18 protein-coding genes are annotated in these 16,340 nt (G+C 70.5%); 13 read left to right on the top strand and 5 right to left on the bottom strand.

Going from position 1 to position 16,340, the window contains the following annotated elements; genetic code table 11:
- Nucleotide 1 precedes the first annotated feature (1 nt).
- Entirely contained in the window at nucleotides 2-307 is a 306-nt protein-coding gene (locus AC5Y36_RS23190) for a hypothetical protein (RefSeq protein WP_500043316.1), read from the top strand.
- 126 nt (nucleotides 308-433) lie between these two features.
- Nucleotides 434-793, top strand: a complete 360-nt coding sequence (locus tag AC5Y36_RS23185) for a hypothetical protein (RefSeq protein ID WP_500043315.1) — start codon at nucleotides 434-436, stop codon at nucleotides 791-793.
- Between the two features lie 10 nt (nucleotides 794-803).
- On the opposite strand, the gene AC5Y36_RS23180 is transcribed toward AC5Y36_RS23185, so the two are convergent.
- Nucleotides 804-1,643: an alpha/beta hydrolase gene (locus tag AC5Y36_RS23180; protein ID WP_500043330.1), complete on the bottom strand. Its 840-nt coding sequence runs from the start codon at nucleotides 1,641-1,643 to the stop codon at nucleotides 804-806.
- A 137-nt stretch (nucleotides 1,644-1,780) separates the two neighbouring features.
- On the opposite strand from AC5Y36_RS23180, the gene AC5Y36_RS23175 reads away from it, so the two are divergent.
- The 5 genes from AC5Y36_RS23175 (at nucleotide 1,781) to AC5Y36_RS23155 (ending at nucleotide 6,444) form a co-directional block, all read left to right on the top strand.
- On the top strand, nucleotides 1,781-2,635 hold the full coding sequence (locus tag AC5Y36_RS23175) for an oxygenase MpaB family protein (protein WP_500043314.1): 855 nt from the start codon (nucleotides 1,781-1,783) through the stop codon (nucleotides 2,633-2,635).
- Nucleotides 2,613-3,215: a TetR/AcrR family transcriptional regulator gene (locus tag AC5Y36_RS23170; RefSeq protein WP_500043313.1), complete on the top strand. Its 603-nt coding sequence runs from the start codon at nucleotides 2,613-2,615 to the stop codon at nucleotides 3,213-3,215. Before AC5Y36_RS23175 ends, AC5Y36_RS23170 begins: the two co-directional genes overlap by 23 nt.
- Before the next feature lie 110 nt (nucleotides 3,216-3,325).
- Complete coding sequence (locus AC5Y36_RS23165; protein WP_500043312.1) at nucleotides 3,326-4,153, top strand: lysophospholipid acyltransferase family protein; 828 nt, start codon at nucleotides 3,326-3,328, stop codon at nucleotides 4,151-4,153.
- On the top strand, nucleotides 4,153-4,587 hold the full coding sequence (locus tag AC5Y36_RS23160) for an SRPBCC family protein (protein WP_500043311.1): 435 nt from the start codon (nucleotides 4,153-4,155) through the stop codon (nucleotides 4,585-4,587). Before AC5Y36_RS23165 ends, AC5Y36_RS23160 begins: the two co-directional genes overlap by 1 nt.
- A gap of 234 nt (nucleotides 4,588-4,821) precedes the next feature.
- Complete coding sequence (locus AC5Y36_RS23155; RefSeq protein ID WP_500043310.1) at nucleotides 4,822-6,444, top strand: PGRS repeat-containing protein; 1,623 nt, start codon at nucleotides 4,822-4,824, stop codon at nucleotides 6,442-6,444.
- Nucleotides 6,445-6,474: 30 nt separating this feature from the next.
- Here the strand turns inward: AC5Y36_RS23155 and AC5Y36_RS23150 are convergent, their stop codons facing one another.
- From AC5Y36_RS23150 to AC5Y36_RS23135, 4 genes are all read right to left on the bottom strand, one after another.
- A complete protein-coding gene (locus AC5Y36_RS23150) occupies nucleotides 6,475-7,974 on the bottom strand; it encodes a PPE family protein (RefSeq protein ID WP_500043309.1) in 1,500 nt (499 codons plus the stop codon).
- Nucleotides 7,975-8,198: 224 nt separating this feature from the next.
- Complete coding sequence (locus AC5Y36_RS23145) at nucleotides 8,199-9,374, bottom strand: JmjC domain-containing protein (RefSeq protein ID WP_500043308.1); 1,176 nt, start codon at nucleotides 9,372-9,374, stop codon at nucleotides 8,199-8,201.
- A gap of 36 nt (nucleotides 9,375-9,410) precedes the next feature.
- Nucleotides 9,411-9,797, bottom strand: a complete 387-nt coding sequence (locus tag AC5Y36_RS23140) for a nitroreductase family deazaflavin-dependent oxidoreductase (protein WP_500043307.1) — start codon at nucleotides 9,795-9,797, stop codon at nucleotides 9,411-9,413.
- Nucleotides 9,798-9,799: 2 nt separating this feature from the next.
- Nucleotides 9,800-10,180 carry a nitroreductase family deazaflavin-dependent oxidoreductase gene (locus tag AC5Y36_RS23135; protein WP_500043306.1) on the bottom strand — a complete coding sequence of 127 codons (381 nt, stop codon included), beginning with the start codon at nucleotides 10,178-10,180 and terminating at the stop codon, nucleotides 9,800-9,802.
- 199 nt (nucleotides 10,181-10,379) lie between these two features.
- Between AC5Y36_RS23135 and hemL the strand changes: the two genes are divergently transcribed.
- From hemL to ccsB, 6 genes are all read left to right on the top strand, one after another.
- Nucleotides 10,380-11,699, top strand: coding sequence for a glutamate-1-semialdehyde 2,1-aminomutase (gene hemL, locus AC5Y36_RS23130; protein ID WP_500043305.1), 1,320 nt, complete (start codon nucleotides 10,380-10,382; stop codon nucleotides 11,697-11,699).
- The gene (locus AC5Y36_RS23125) at nucleotides 11,699-12,307 is read left to right on the top strand and encodes a histidine phosphatase family protein (protein WP_500043304.1); all 609 of its coding nucleotides are present in this window, start codon (nucleotides 11,699-11,701) and stop codon (nucleotides 12,305-12,307) included. The genes hemL and AC5Y36_RS23125 overlap by 1 nt, the downstream gene beginning before the upstream one ends.
- Nucleotides 12,308-12,309: 2 nt before the next feature.
- Nucleotides 12,310-12,924, top strand: coding sequence for a TlpA family protein disulfide reductase (locus AC5Y36_RS23120; RefSeq protein ID WP_500043303.1), 615 nt, complete (start codon nucleotides 12,310-12,312; stop codon nucleotides 12,922-12,924).
- A complete protein-coding gene (locus AC5Y36_RS23115) occupies nucleotides 12,921-13,682 on the top strand; it encodes a cytochrome c biogenesis CcdA family protein (protein ID WP_500043302.1) in 762 nt (253 codons plus the stop codon). The genes AC5Y36_RS23120 and AC5Y36_RS23115 overlap by 4 nt, the downstream gene beginning before the upstream one ends.
- A 116-nt stretch (nucleotides 13,683-13,798) precedes the next feature.
- A complete protein-coding gene (locus tag AC5Y36_RS23110; protein ID WP_500043329.1) occupies nucleotides 13,799-15,310 on the top strand; it encodes a cytochrome c biogenesis protein ResB in 1,512 nt (503 codons plus the stop codon).
- Nucleotides 15,307-16,281 (top strand): c-type cytochrome biogenesis protein CcsB, encoded by a 975-nt coding sequence (gene ccsB, locus AC5Y36_RS23105; RefSeq protein ID WP_500043301.1) that lies wholly within the window; start codon nucleotides 15,307-15,309, stop codon nucleotides 16,279-16,281. The genes AC5Y36_RS23110 and ccsB overlap by 4 nt, the downstream gene beginning before the upstream one ends.
- Nucleotides 16,282-16,340 lie beyond the last annotated feature (59 nt).

Below are 16,340 nucleotides of genomic sequence, written 5' to 3'. Positions count from 1 at the left end.
GATGGTTCGGGGGCCCGTTATTCGTCGGGTAGCCGTGTTGGGGCTGGGGATCACCGCGGCCGCGTTCGCGGTGGCGGTGCCGGCCGGTGCGGATCCGGCCAACCCCGACCCGTTCAATCCCGCCGACTGTATGGCCAACGCCAACGCCATCTGCAACGTCGGCCCGTACGGCCCCAACAGCCCGTCGAACCCGAACAGCCCGAACAGCCCGCTGAACCCCAACAATCCGGCCAACCCGAACAACCCGAACAACATCAACAATCCGGCCAATCCGATGAGCCCGATGAACCCGATGAATCAGCCCTGAGACCGCATTTTCGGATGTGCGCCGCGATCGGCGGTGTCGAGGTATTTGCCCGAACTTCTGCCCGAGGGGCGATCCCGGCGTAGCTTTGCCCAGATCAGAGGTTCGGCTGACCGAGGGGAGTATCCGATGAGGTTCGCGATGTTGTCCGGCGTTCGTTCACCTGTCGTGGTGGGAGGTTTGGTGCTCGGTGCGGCGATCGCGTTCGCGGTCCCGGCGCTGGCGGACCCCGACAACCCCGACCCGTTCAGCCCGAGCGACTGCATCGGCAACGCGAGTGCGGTCTGCAACACCGGCCCCTACGGCGCAGACAGCCCGACGAACATGGACAGCCCGACCGACCCGCTCAGCCCGCTGAACCCGGACAGCCCGATCAACATGGACAACCCGGGCAACCCGATGAGCCCGATGAACCCGATGAGCCCGATGGACCCGACCGGCATGGACGGTGGTGCCGGCGGCATCCCGGGCACCCCGGGCAGCATCTGAGCACCGCGGCTCAGGAATCCAGCCAGGCCAGCTCGTCGGACAGGTGGGCGCGCCAGAAGTCCACGTCGTGCCCGCCCGGGTAGAAATCGCCGGCCACCTTGGCCGGCACCTGGTTGACGAACTGTCGGGCCGCGACGTAGAAGGAATCCCCGGTCCCGCAGTCCACCCGCAACGGGATCTGCGCCAGCTGGGGTAGGCCGAACACCGAGTTATTGCGCCAGTCGTCGATGCCGTCGAACGCCTCCGGCGGTGCGCCCCAGTACGTCATGTACAGCGCCGGGCTGACCGCGCAGATCCCCGCGGTGCGGGCCGGTCCCAGCCGGGAGCCCAGCAGCATCGCGCCGTACCCGCCCATCGACCAGCCCATGAAGCCGACCCGCGAGGTGTCCATCCCCTTGCTCTCCAGCATCGGGATCAGCTCGCCCAGCACCATCGCGCCGGTGTCCTGGCCGGACGCGCGGCGATGCCAGTAGCTGTTGCCGCCGTCGACGCTGACCACCGCGAACGGTGGTCGCCCCTGGGCGGCCAGGGTGGCCAACGTCTGCTCGACACCGAGATCCATCACCCAGGCGGCGTTGGCGTCCTTGCAGTGCAGGGCGATCACCGGGCGCAACGCGCCGGTCTGCCCCGGCGGGCGGGCGATGATCCAGTTGGTCTCGACCCCGCCGCGCGCCGCGGACACGAAGGACCCCGACTCGCGGGTCGGCAGCGTGGCGCCCGACGATGCCGGACCCGGCGGGGTCGCCGGCGACGCCGCCGCATCGGCCGGATTGAGCAGCGCGCCCAGCGCCCACAGGCCTGCCGCGCCCGCGCCGGTGGCGCCCAGGCGCAGCGCGGCGCGACGGGACATTGAATTCACCAGCGCATCGTGCCAAGCCAATGGATATCAGGCGGCAACGGTTCGACAACAGTCCGGCAACAACACCGAGTGTTGACTGGATCACATTTCTGACGGTACAAAGTGCAAAATATGTAACACTGTTCTGCATGACTGAATTGATCGGGGCGGATCAGGCGGTTGACGCGCTGCCGTTGGGTCCGGAGTCGCTGGTGTGGCGCTACTTCGGCGACAACCGGATGTTCTTGATCGGGCCGCGTCCCGGAGTGCTGGAGAACATGCTGGCCGAACTCGGTCAGGGCGTCCTGGACCACTCGGTGTTCTTCTCCGACACCGCCGCGCGGATCAAGCGTTCGCTGCCGCCGATCTTCATGACGGTGTACGGCTCCGACGACGAGCATCCGGGCCTGCGGGTGCGCGACTTCCACGTCAACATCAAGGGCGACATGCCGGACGGCAGCCGCTATCACGCACTGGACCCCGACACCTACTTCTGGGCGCACGCCACCTTCGTCGACCAGGTGCTCTACTTCGCTGACACCTTCGTCAAGCGGCTCACCCGCGCCGAGCGCGAGCAGATCTACCTGGAGTCCAAGACCTGGTATCGCCGGTACGGGGTCAGCGATCGCATCATGCCGGCCGACTACGACGCGTTCGAGGCCTACTGGAACCGGATGCTCGACGAGGTGCTGGTGGCGCACCGGACCGCGACCTACGGCGTGGGCTATGTGACGAAAGGCTTTCCACGCCCCAACGGGGTCTCACCGGTGGCATGGCGGCTGGTCGCCCCGGTGTTCAATCCGCTCGCCGCATTCTTGACCACGGGTGGGCTGCCGCCGCGTGCGCGCACGCTGCTGAACCTGCCGTGGAGCGCCCGCCAGCAGCGACGCTACGAACGGTTGGCGGCGGTGTGGCGGTCCAGGCCGGTCAACTGGCTGTGGGATCATCTACCGATGCGACTGCGTTACAACAAGTTTGCCCGTGCCGGATACGCCCGCGGCTGACGCCGTCACCAGCGCCATCCTCGACGCCGCCGTCGTCGAGTTCCAGCGCCATGGGTTCCGCCGGGTGGCGCTCGACGAGGTGGCCCGCCGCGCCAAGGTCAGTCGCACCACCATCTACCGGCGATTCGCCGGCCGCGACGAGCTGGTCGCCGCCGTCATCGACCGGGAGAACGCGGTACTGTTCGCCGACATCGCCGAGGAGTTGAAAAACCGTCGGCCGCAATCGAATTACTACGTCGAAGCATTCACCTGCGCGATCATGCGGTTTCGTCAGCATCGGGTGCTGACCCGAATGCTCGCCGAGGAGCCCGGGCTGATGCTGGAGCTGGCGCACCAGCATTGGGCGGCGGCCGTGGGCCGGATGGCGGCGGCGCTGCGGGTGATCTTCCCCAGCGGATTCGCCGAACGGATCGGCAGCGAGGCCGTCGACGAGCTCGCCGACACCATCCTGCGGTATGCAGCCGTTGCGCTGCTGCTGCCCACCCGCCGCCCGTTGGACACCGCCGAGGAAGTACGCGCCTTCGCCACCGAGCACTTCCTGCCCAGCCTGCCGGCCGCGCTGCGCGCCGTAGCCGTCTAGCTGCCCCGATCGCGGTACGAATCCGCGAACTTCGCACACCACGCGCCCGTCTACCGCAAAATCAGGACAGGCTGCTCAGGGCGGCCGCGGTGCAGAAAGGTGTGCGTACGTTGGTAACGCGACCCCAGGACGACATCAGCCCGGCACCGGCCGGTCTGGCCGACCGCGATCCCGAGTTCATCCGGCAGATGCTGCCGCGGTTCTGGCTGGCCGCGCGGGTCTACTTCCGGGCCGAGGTCCACGGTCTCGAGAACGTCCCCGATGAACCGGTGCTGTTCGTGGGCAACCACAGTGGCGGATCCAACACCCCGGACACGTTCGTCTTCACCCTGGGCTACCACACCTACTTCACCGTGGAGGGTCGTCCGCTGGTCGCGCTGGCCCACGAGATGGTCGCCCGGATGCCGGTGATCGGCGACATGGCCCGCAAGTTCGGCATGGTGCAGGCGGGTCCGACGGCGGCCGCCGAGTTGCTGCGCAGCGGCGCCAACGTCCTCGTCTACCCGGGCGGCGACGTCGAGGCGTTGCGGCCGTGGCGGGACCGGCACCGGATCGTGTTCGACGGCCGGATGGGCTTTTTGCGGCTGGCCCACGCCAACCGGGTCAAGATCGTTCCGGTGGTCGCGACCGGCGGCCACGACACCTTCTTCGTCCTCAACGACGGTCGCTCCACCGCCAAGCTGCTGCGGTTCGACAAGCTGCTGCGGGTCAAGACCGTGCCGTTGAGCCTGAGTGTTCCGTGGGGCCTGTTGCCCGGCGACCTGCCGCACCTGCCGCTGCCGGCCAAGATCCGCATCCAGGTGCTGCCCCCCATCGATCTGCACGAGCGGTTCGGCGACCAGCCCGACTGGCATCAGGCCTACGACTACGTGACCTCGGTGATGCAGGTCGCGCTGTCCGGCCTGGCCGCCAAGACCGTGATCCCGGTGATCGGCTGATGAGCACCGCGAGCAGGGCGATCCTGATCCGCCGGCCCGTCGAGGAAGTCGCGAAGCTGGCGACCGATCCGGACGTCATCCTGCCGATCATCGGCGGATTCGGCCGGTTCTCCCATTTGGCCGACAATCCCGACGGGTCGCAGCGCTGGGAGCTGTTCATCGTCGTCGGCACCATCCATGTGGGCGGGCAGGTGCTCATCGAGGCCCCGTCCGGCGACGCCCTGGTGTGGACTTCGCTGCGCGGCACCCGCCACAACGCTCGCATCCAGGTCGCCCCGGACCCCGTCGGTGCGGCCGTCAGCATGTCGGTCAGCACCGAGTTCGCCGGCGCGCTGACCGGCCGGCTGACCGGCATCCTGGCCCGCGGCATCCTCAGCCGCTACATCGAAGCCGGCCTGGAACAGCTGCGCCACCACATCGAATACGGCGACTGACACTCAGCACGTGCGGGTTGTATCGCCGCCCGCCATTCGCATTTGCAATTCACGAGTCTTCCCCGGCGGGGCGGCGCGGCGGCCCCGTCCTGACCCAAAGGGCCGGATCATGTCGCCTTATGGCGGTGCGGGCCGACGCCGGGGCGGGGAAGTAAGCCACCTTTCCATATCCGCGAATGCGGAGGTAGGCTGACGCGGCAGTCGAGGTTTCGTCACGGCTTAGAAGGGGTGGGGATGTCAGATCGCCGTCAGGTCAGGAACAGTCACATCCGCAAAGCCGGCCGCGTCCTGGGTTCCGGCACGACGGCGATCGGGGCGTTCTTCGCGTTCGGGATGACTCCACTGGTCCCCGCGGCGCACGCCGACATCGACGACCTGTTCGGACTGGACTCGATCTTCGACGCGCTCAGCCAGGTATCGGTGGCGGCGGATCCCGGCATGCCCGATTTCGACGCCGCGGCACTGGACGCGACGCTGGCCGCATCGACGACCGATGGGCTGGATCCCGGTCAGATCGGGACCGATATCTACACCTGGTTTTCGGTGGCCGAGGTCGTCATCGCCGGGCTGTTCCAGAACCAGGTCTACGCCACCGTCCACGACCTGGGCGAGCTGTGGATTCAAGGACCCGGCGCCCTGGTGGACCCGCTCATCAACCCGCTGTTCGCCTTTGACGGCGCGTGCGGCCTGATCTGCAACGGAATCGACGGCACTGCGGCCAACCCGGACGGCGGCGACGGCGGCTGGCTGTTCGGCGACGGCGGCAACGGCTACGGCGCCGGCACCGACGAGAACATCGCTGCCGGCGTGGTCGGCGGCGATGGCGGCGACGCCAAGATGATCGGCAACGGCGGCTGGGGCGGCGACGGCGGGGCAGGTGCCGACGGCGGCATCGGCGGGGTCGGTGGCTCGCTGATGGGCAACGGCGGCGACGGCGGCTGGGGCGGCGACGGGCTGGACAGCGTGTCGGGCACCGCCGGTGACGGCGGCAACGGCGGACTGGGCGGGGACGCCATCTCGGTGTTCGGTGCCGGCGGCCGCGGTGGCGACGGCGGTGACGGCGGCTGGGGCAATGCCGGCGGCGACGGCGGGCACGGCGGCAACGCCGGCGACGGCGGCGACGCGGTGGCGGGTTTCGGCGGGCCGGGCGGATCCGGTGGCTGGGGCGGCAACGGCGGGGCCGGCACGGTGGATCACCCCAGCGGCGGCAACGGTGGCGATGCCGGTGCCGCCGGCAACGCCGGCAACCTGGCATTCGCGGGTAACGCCGGGCCGGGTGGGTTCAGCGGCAACGGCGGCAACGGCGGCAACGCGCTGGCCGGTTCCGACGGCAACGGCGGCAACGGAGGCCGCGGCGGCGACGGCGGCTCCGGCGGCTACGGCGGCAACCCCAGCCACGGCCGGGTCGGTGGCCCGGGTGGCAACGGCGGGGCAGCCGGATCGCCGACCGGGGTCGCCGGCAACGGCGGTGCCGGCGGTGACGGTGGGCAGGGCATGCTCGGCCATCCCAACAGCGGTGAAAGCGGTGGCGGCGGTGTGGGCGGCACCGGCGGCGCCGGGGGCGCCGGCACGGCCGGGCACCCCGACGGCGGCGCCGGGGGAACCGGCGGCCACGGCGGCAACGCCGGAAACGGCAACGCCGCCGCGAACGGCGGTGCCGGGGGCACCGGCGGGGCCGGTGGGGCCGCGGCTACCGGCGGAACCCAGGGGCCCGGCGGCACCGGTGGCGATGGCGGCGCCGGCGGCGACGGAGTGGACGCCGGAAAAGGTGGGGCCGCAGGTGCCGGCGGGGCCGGTGTCCCGCCGGGCAGCTCCGGCCAGCCGGGGACCGCCGGCTCGACCGGCTCCTCCACGTAGCGCCGTGCGCGCGGTTATCGCCCGGCGCTGCTAGGCCTCCGGCGCCCCGTCGTCGCCCTGGGCGTCGCTCCAGGTGCCGGGCAGCATCGGAACCGACGGACCGTCGTCGCCGGTGTTACCGGTCAGCAGGGTCAACCCCGTTGCCGCAGAACCTGTCTCGCGCCGAAGCGTGCCCGGGAAACCCACCGGTCCGGCGCCGCTGCCCGAGGCGAGCGGGCCGTCAGCGCCGGTACCGAGACCCGGTCCCGCGGGCTGTTCGGCGTCCAGGTACTCGTAGCGGTAGCCCGCGTCCGCCACACTCGCGCGGCGGCGCCGCCGCCGGCCGGCCGGTGCGGCGGCGGCACCGGCGGTTGCGGTGCTGGCGGCGGCGGGCTGGCGGGTGCTCACCGCCGCCGCCGCGTTGATGCCGGCGCCCATGCCGACCCGCGGGCCGCCGTCCACCAGATACGGGAAAGCGATCCCTTCCGTCCCGGTCATCGCCGGCATCAGCGGGACACCCGGCGCGGTCGCCGCGGGGGTCAGCGGGGTGGGCGGGGCCGCTGGTGGCGCCCCCGCGGCTGCGCCGGCCGGCGGTGCCGGGGCGTGCATCGGGGCTGCGGCCACCGACGTGGTCGGCGCCGGCACATCGACCACCGGCGCCGACGGCGCGGGGGTGATCCCGGCCATCCCGCCCAGCCCGGCGACTCCGGCCAGGCCGGCCACCGGGAAGGTGGGGAACACCAGGCCCAGCATGGTCTCGGTCAGCGACGTCACCGCCGGCGCGATCCCCAGCACGATCTCACCGGCATAGTGCGGGGCGATGGTCATCAGCACCGGGTCGCTGATCAGCCGGGTGATGATGCCGCTGGGATCGCCGGACAGATCGTTCTGAATGGCCTCGTTGATCTCGGCGATCCGGGTCGTCCACCAGCTCTCCTGATAGATGTTGCCGAAGTCCTGGGTCTGTCCCTGGCTCGGGCGGTGATGGTGATCGCGGTGCTGCGGGGTGTTGGGATTGAGCACCGTGGGCGCCGTCGACGCCGCCGGCGACGCCGCCACCGCGGCGGTGGTCACCGTCTGATAGGTCGTCATCGTCGTCGCCGCCTGCACCCACATCCGGGCATAGTCAGCCTCGTTGAGGGCGATCGGGATCATGTTGATCCCAAAGAAATTCGTCGCCTCCAGCACGGCGTGGGTGGCGTGGTTGGCGGCCAACTCGGCCAGCGTCGGCATCGCGGCCAGCGCCGCGGAGTACGCCGCGGCGGCGATCTGCTGCTGAGCGGACATCGCGGTGCTGGCCGCACCGGCCTGGGTCAACCAGGCAAGATACGGAACGTTGGCCGCCACATACGATTCCGCGCTGGGCCCCTGCCACGTCCCGGCCTGCACCGCCGCCAGCAGGCCGCTGAGGTCGTCGACCGCGGACGTGTAGGCCAGGCTCAACGACTCCCACATATCCGCGGCGGCCAACAGCGGTCCGGGGCCCGGGCCGCTGCTCAGCAGCGACGAATACACCTCCGGCGGCGCGGCCATCCAGAGCGGTGCGGTCATGGCCTGACACCTGCCAGCGAACTCCCCGGGGAAACTCGCACCGTCATCACCAATGCCTCTCCGATGAATCCGGGTGCATTCCCGCCACGGCACGGGCCTACTGCATCGCTAGACGCCCCCGGGCTGCGCTAGCGCTTAGCAGCCGAAGTGTACCGCTCGTGATGACCGCGGATCAAACAAATATCGCGATATTTCTCGGCACCTGCGGAAGCGAGACCTGGTTTCTACGCGCGTTTAAGGAACCCGGCGCTGATCAGCGACCGGACCAGGTCGCGTCGCTGCGCATCGGACAGTCCGGGGAGCTCGCACACCCGGAACGGCTCGGTGCTCGCCGACAGGAACCGCATCGCGGCTTCATGGTCGGCGCCGGCGCTGACCAGCAGTTGGGCGAACTGCAGGCCGACACCGCCGGCCGTGGCGGCCACCCGCGAGTACAGCGGCTGATGTTTGACGAGCAGCGTCTGCGCGTCGATGCCGGTGGTGTCCGAACTCTGGCCGACCGGTGGGCATCGGCCCCGCCGGACCAGCAGATCCTGCATGGCGCCCAGACCTTCGGCGATGGCCTCCGGGCTCGCGACGGCGGCGAGCGCCTCCTGCAGCAGCGGGCCCAGGCTCGCCCGCGCCGCCGCGTCGTCGAGGTGGCGGGCCGGCAACCGGGTGTGCACCCGGTCGTCACGCACGCTGAGCAGATGAAGCGCGTGGGTCAGCAGCGTCAGCACCGTCGGCACGTGGATTCCCACCGTCAGGTGAACCGATGACTCACCGGTGGTCTCGGCCGAATGAACCCGGCCGCGGGGCAGATACAAGGTGTCGCCGGCGGCCACGTCCAGGGTGCTCGGCGGCGGCAGCGTAGCCGGGTCGATCTCGTGCAAACGCTGCATGGCGTGCGGCGCAACGACGCGGTCGCCGTAGAACTGCCAGGTTTTTCGGCCCTGGACGTGCAGCACCAACACGTCGTGGTGGTCGTAGTGGGGCAGGAAGCCGGTTGATCGCGGCGGGGTGATGTAGGCGTTGACGTGCGTCGGGAAGTTCAGCTCGACCTCGACTGAATGCGTCAGCGACGCCATCGGCCGCACGTAGCGCTCGATGTTGTTGAGGATGATCGTGTAGCCGTTGTCCAGCTCGGCGCGCACCCGATCCACATCCAGGGTGCCGTCGGGCAGCTCGTAGTCGGCCGGATCCCGGTGATCGGCGCCCCTCACCAGGCGTACCGCGGACGGCTCCGCACGCAGCGGGGTCAGGAGTTGCTCGACGGCGGTCGGTCCGCTGACCAGGTGATCGAAGTAGTCGGGGCGGCCGCGGCTGATGTGGTGCGGCGCGGCACCCCACAGCTGGTCGAGGAACGTCTGCACCGTCACCGGCGCCAGCAACCAGGCAAGCGAGGACTCAGCGGCCGTCACCCGGCACAAGCTACACCGGGGGTCGACGGGCGGGCATCAGTCCGCGGCGCGGGTGAGCAGCAGCGTGTGCTCGACCCCGGCGCGCCCGAGCAGTTGGCGCCAGGGCGCCTTGAACAATTCGACGGCGTCGGCGGTCGGCACCACCCGCGGGTCGGTGACCGCAAATGCCTTGCCGCCCACTATCGCCCGGCCCTTGTTGGTGGCCTGCAGGTTCTTCAGCCAATCGCGGTCGGGCCCGTACACCAGCAGGATCGCCACCCCGTCCGGGGTGTGGAACATCGACACCGGGGTGCGGTACACCGTGCCGGACCGCCGTCCGGTGTGTTCGATGATCGACCACAGCGGGATCCAGCCGGAGATCGGGCGGAACAACGGGTTGGTGACCACCCGGTTGAACCGGGCGCGCCGCTCGGAGAACCGCATGATCAGACCCGGGTGAGCAACACGGCGTTCTCGAACGGCAGGCGCGCGAAGATCGGCCGCCAGCCGCTGCGGACATGCCGGGCCGCCTCGGCCTTGGTGACCATCCGCGGATTGGTCAACGCCAGCGTCTTGCCGTAGCGCCGCATCCGGGCGCCGCCGGCGGCGGTGATGTTCTTCAGCCAGTCCCGGTTGGGGCCGTAGGTGAGCAGGATCGCCACCCCGTCGTCGGTGCTGAACACCGTCAGCGGGGTGCGGTAGGGCGTGCCGGAGCGGCGCCCGACGTGCTCGAGGATGCCGAACGTCGGCGCCCAGCCGGCCCACAGCCGCTGGATCGGATTGGTCACATGCCGGTTGAACCGGGCCAGCCATTGCGGAAGTTGCATGTCTTCATCCAACCCGTCGGGTGCCGCCGATCTCAAGGGCGAGCGCCCGCCGGGTCACCACCGGCGCCGAGATCGACGGTGTCGTGAACAAGTGCGAGTGGGTCGCACGGAAACGTCGATCTCGGCGCCGACTGCGGGGCGCAGCCCAGAACTACACCCTGTAGTCGACGGGATTTGCGCAGCTGGGACACTGGGGGGCATGCAGACCAGTCACACCGGGGCCTCCGTGCAGGCCTCCGCGCGGCTGTTCGACGAGGCGTGCGCCGTCACCCCGGGCGGGGTGAATTCCCCGGTCCGGGCCTTCTCGGCGGTCGGCGGCACGCCGCGGTTCATCGCCTCGGCGCGGGGCTGCTGGCTCACCGACGCCGACGACAACCGCTACGTCGACCTGGTCTGCTCGTGGGGACCGATGATCCTCGGCCATGCCCACCCGGCGGTGGTGGCGGCGGTGCAGCAGGCCGCCGCGCACGGTCTGTCGTTCGGCGCGCCCACCGAATCCGAGGTCGAGCTGGCCGCCGAGATCGTGTCCCGGGTCGCCCCGGTGCAGCAGGTGCGGCTGGTCAACTCCGGCACCGAAGCCACCATGAGCGCGATCCGGTTGGCCCGCGGATTCACCGGCCGGGCCAAGATCGTGAAGTTCTCCGGCTGCTATCACGGCCACGTCGACGCGCTGCTGGCCGACGCCGGATCCGGGGTGGCCACCCTGGGCCTGCCGTCCACACCCGGGGTCACCGGCGCCAGCGCGGCCGACACAATCGTGTTGCCCTACAACGACCTCGAGGCGATCGAGCAGGTCTTCACCCAGCTCGGCGACCAGATCGCCGCGGTCATCACCGAAGCCAGCCCCGGCAACATGGGTGTGGTGGTCCCGGGTGCTGGATTCAACGCAGCATTGCGCACAATCACCGCGGCCCACGGCGCGCTGCTGATCCTCGACGAGGTGATGACCGGATTCCGGGTCAGCGCAAGCGGTTGGTACGGAATCGATCCGGTGGACGCCGACCTGTTCACCTTCGGCAAGGTGATGAGCGGCGGACTGCCGGCGGCGGCGTTCGGCGGGCGCGCCGAGGTGATGGCCAGGCTGGCGCCGCTGGGTCCGGTGTATCAGGCCGGCACCCTGTCGGGGAACCCGGTGGCCACCGCGGCCGGGCTGGCCACGCTGCGCGCGGCGGACGCCGGCGTGTACGCGGCGCTGGACGCCAACGCCGACCGGCTGGCCGGGCTGTTCGCCGAGACGCTGACCGCCGCCGGTGTGCCACACCAGATCCCGCGGGCCGGCAACATGCTCTCGGTGTTCTTCACCGAGGAGCCGGTCACCGATTTCGCCACCGCCCGGGCCAGCGCGACGTGGCGTTATCCTGCGTTTTTTCATGCCCTGCTGCGCGCCGGCGTGTATCCGCCGTGCAGCGCGTTCGAGGCATGGTTCGTTTCGTCGGCGCTCGACGACGCGGCGTTCGACGCGATCGCCGCCGCCCTGCCGGCCGCCGCCGCGGCGGCCGCCCGAGAGGAGAAACCCTGATGGCCGAGCACACCCGGATCCACCTGGTGCGCCACGGTGAAGTGCACAACCCGGACGGCATCCTCTACGGCCGACTGCCCGGATTCCGGCTGTCCGACAAGGGCCGTCAGCAGGCCGCGGCCGTCGCCGAGTCGCTGGCGGGCCGCGACATCGTCGCGGTGATCGCCTCGCCGCTGCAGCGCGCCCAGGAGACCGCCGCCCCGATCGCCGCCGCCCACGACCTGCCGGTCGATGTCGACGACGACCTGATCGAGTCGACCAATTTCTTTGAGGGTCGCCGGGTTTCGCCCGGCGACGGCGCCTGGCGTGACCCCAAGGTGTGGTGGCAGCTGCGCAACGTCTTCACCCCGTCGTGGGGCGAGCCGTACGCGCAGATCGCGGCCCGGATGGCGACCGCGGTGGACAAGGCGCGTGCCCGCGGCGCCGGCCACGAAGTGGTGTGCGTCAGCCACCAGCTGCCGGTCTACACCACCCGGCTGCATCTGACCGGCCGAAAGCTCTGGCACAACCCCCGCTCCCGCGAGTGCGCGGTGGCGTCGGTGACCTCGCTGATCTATGACGGCGACCGCTTCGTCGGCGTCGATTACTCCACGCCGGCAGACAGCTGACCATGCGTCGGTGGCTGGTCCTCGGGGCGGCGCTGGCCGCTCTGCTGGTCGGCTGCGCGGGCTGTTCGACCGGCGACGACGCGGTCGCACAGGGCGGCACCTTCGAGTTCGTCGCCCCCGGCGGCAAGACCGACATCTACTACGACCCGCCGGCGCAACGCGGCCGTCCGGGACCGCTCGCCGGACCCGACCTGATGGACCCTGCGGTCACCCGGTCGGTCGAGGACTACCCCGGCGACGTCGTCGTCCTCAACGTGTGGGGTCAGTGGTGTGCGCCGTGCCGCACCGAAATCGCCCAACTCCAACAGGTTTACGACGCCACCCGCAACACCGGCGTCGCGTTCCTGGGCATCGACGTGCGCGACTACAACCAGCAGGCCGCGCAGGATTTCGTCACCGACCGCCACGTCACGTTCCCGTCGATCTATGACCCGGCGATGCGCAGCCTGATCGCCTTCGGCGGCAAGTACCCCTCCTCGGTCATCCCGTCCACCATCGTGCTGGACCGCAGCCACCGCGTCGCGGCGGTGTTCCTGCGGGAACTGCTCGCCGACGACCTGCGCCCGCTGCTGCAGCGGCTGGCCGCCGAGGCGCCCGCACCGCCGGGGACGCAATGACGGGCTTCGCGACGACGGCAGCGTCCGGTCCACTGCTGCTGGCGCTGGCGGTGTCGGTGCTGGCCGGTCTGGTGTCGTTCGCCTCGCCGTGTGTGGTGCCGCTGGTGCCCGGCTACCTGTCGTATCTGGCCGCGGTCGTCGGCGTCGACGAACAGCAGGCCCCGCGCGCGGCGCGGTGGCGGGTGGCCGGGTCCGCGGCGCTGTTCGTGGCCGGCTTCACCGCGGTGTTCGTGGCGGGCACCGTCGCGGTGCTGGGCATGACCACCACGTTGATCACCAACCAGGTGCTGCTGCAGCGGGTCGGGGGAGCGTTGACGATCGTGATGGGGCTGGTGTTCGTCGGGTTCATCCCGGCACTGCAGCGCCAGGCCCGGTTCAGCCCGCAGCAGATGTCGACCATGCTCGGCGCGCCGCTGCTGGGGGCGGTGTTCGCGCTGGGCTGGACGCCGTGCCTGGGTCCGACGCTGACCGGGGTGGTCGCCGTCGCGTCGGCGACCGACGGGGCGACCGTCGCCCGCGGGGTGGTACTGGTCATCGCCTACTGCCTCGGGTTGGGCATCCCGTTCGTGGTGCTGGCGTTCGGATCGGCCAGTGCGGTGGCCGGGCTGGGCTGGCTGCGCCGGCACGCCCGGGCCATCCAGATCCTGGGCGGGGTGCTGCTGATCGCGGTCGGGGTGGCGCTGCTGACCGGGCTGTGGGGCGAGTTCGTGTCGTGGGCACGCGACGCGCTGGTCTCCGACGTGAGGCTGCCGATCTGATGATGGTCACCTCACCCCCGCGAGCAGACGCAAAAGTGCCCAAAACGGGCCGTTTTGGGGCACTTTTGCGTCTGCTCACCGGGAAGGTGCGCAACACCTGGCGGTCGTTGACGTCGATGGGCACCGCGCTGGTGCTGCTGTTCCTGCTGGCCGTGGGCGCGGTGCCGGGCGCGCTGCTGCCGCAACGCAACCTCAACGCGAGCAAGGTCGACGAATACCTGGCCGAGCACCCGGTGATCGGGCCGTGGCTGGATCGGCTGCAGGGCTTTGACGTGTTCTCCAGCTTCTGGTTCACCGCCATCTATGTGCTGCTGTTCATCTCGCTGGTGGGCTGCCTGACGCCGCGGACCCTCGAGCACGCCCGCAGCCTGCGCGCCACCCCGGTGCCCGCGCCGCGCAACCTGTCCCGGCTGCCCAAATACGCCGAGGCCCGCCTCGCCGGGGAACCCGACGCCGTCGCCGCGGCCCTGGCCGGCCGGCTGCGCGGCTGGCGCACCACGATCCGGTCGGTGGACGGCACCGCCGAGGTGTCCGCGGAGAAGGGGTACCTGCGCGAATTCGGCAACCTGGTCTTCCACTTCGCGCTGCTGGGTCTGCTCATCGCGGTGGCCGCCGGCAAGATGTTCGGCTACGAGGGCAACGTCATCGTCATCGCCGACGGCGGCCCCGGCATCTGCTCGGCCTCCCCGGCGGTGTTCGACTCGTTCCGCGCCGGCAACACCGTCGACGGCACCTCGCTGCACCCGATGTGCATTCGCGTCAACGACTTCGTCGCCAACTACCTGCCGTCCGGGCAGGCCACCTCGTTCGCCGCCAATATCGACTATCAGACCGGCGCGGATCTCAGCAGCGGCCAGTGGCGGCCGTATCGGCTGGAGGTCAACCATCCGCTGCGCATCGAGGGCGAGCGGGTGTACCTGCAGGGGCACGGCTACGCGCCGACGTTCACCGTCGTTTTCCCGGGCGGGCAGACGCGGACGTCGACGGTGCAGTGGCGGCCCGACAGCCCGGTGACCCTGCTGTCCTCCGGGGTGGCCCGCATCGACCCGCCGGCCGGTCGCTACCCCGATGCCCGCGAACGCCGCGCACACCAGATCGCGATCCAGGGCCTGCTGGCGCCCACCGCCCAACTCGACGGCACCTTGTTGTCGTCCAGCTTTCCCGCGCTGAACGCCCCCGCCGTCGCCGTCGACATCTACCGCGGCGACACCGGGCTGGACACCGGCCGGCCGCAGTCGCTGTTCAACCTGGACCCGCGGCTCATCGAGCAGGGCCGGCTGACCAAGGTGAAGCGCACCAACCTGGCCGCCGGCGAGCAGGTCAGCCTCGACGACGGCACCGTGGTGCGGTTCGACGGCGCGGTGCCGTTCGTCAACCTGCAGGTTTCCCACGACCCCGGCCAGATCTGGGTGCTGATCTGCGCCCTGACCATGATGGGCGGGCTGCTGGTATCGCTGGTGGTCCGGCGCCGTCGGGTCTGGGTGCGGGTCCGCGGCGCGGATCCGGGTACGGTGAACGTCGAGCTGGGCGGGCTGGCCCGCACCGACAACTCCGGCTGGGGTGACGAGTTCGAGCGGCTGACCACCCGCCTGCTGGCCGGCGTCAGCGTGAGCCAGGAGGTCACATGAACACGCAGCACGTCGACGCGACGCTGGCCCGGCTGTCCGACTGGGCGTACACGTCCTCGCTGGTGGTGCTGGTGGTCGCCATGCTGCTGCTGGCCGTCGAACTCGCCTACTCCCGCAGCCGGCCGGCCGAGAAGGAGCTGGTCAGCGCCGGCGTCGCCGCCGACAGCGCCACCCCCGGCGTCGTCGTGCCGGCACCCGGCCGTTCGCTCGACGAGCGGGCCGGGCGCGCCGGTCTGGCCCTGGTCTATCTGGGCATCGCCCTGCTGCTGGGATGCATCGTGCTGCGCGGGGCCGCCACGCTGCGCCCGCCGTGGGGCAACATGTACGAGTTCATCAACCTGACCTGCTTTGCCGGGCTGGTGGCCGGCGCGGTGGTGTTGCGCCGCCCGCAGCACCGGGCGCTGTGGGTGTTCGTGCTGCTGCCGGAGCTGATCCTGCTGACCGTTTCGGGTCGCTGGCTCTACGCCACCGCCGCCCCGGTGATGCCCGCCCTGCAGTCCTACTGGCTGCCGATCCACGTGTCGGTGGTCAGCATCGGTTCGGGGGTGTTCCTGGTGGCCGGGGTGGCCAGCATCCTGTTCCTGCTGAAGTCCTCGCCGCTGGGCCAATCCGGGTCGGGGTCCGGGGGACTGGCGCGGGTCGTGCAGCGGCTGCCGGACGCGGCGACGCTGGACCGGATCGCCTACCGAACCACGATCTTCGCGTTCCCGGTGTTCGGGTTCGGGGTCATTTTCGGTGCGATCTGGGCCGAGGAGGCCTGGGGCCGGTACTGGGGCTGGGACCCCAAGGAGACGGTGTCGTTCGTCGCCTGGGTGGTCTACGCCGCCTACCTGCACGCCCGGTCGACGGCCGGCTGGCGCGACCAGAAGGCCGCCTGGATCAACGTGGTCGGCTTTGTCGCGATGGTGTTCAACCTGTTCTTCATCAACCTGGTCACGGTGGGTCTGCACTCCTATGCCGGGGTGGGCTGACCTGCGATTTCAGCGCTGCAGGTCGACGCTGCGCTACCCTTCGTTAACGTGCACTCAGT

The organism is Mycobacterium sp. NGS50, from assembly GCF_059812545.1.
This window is presented reverse-complemented; position numbering and strand designations above follow the sequence as displayed.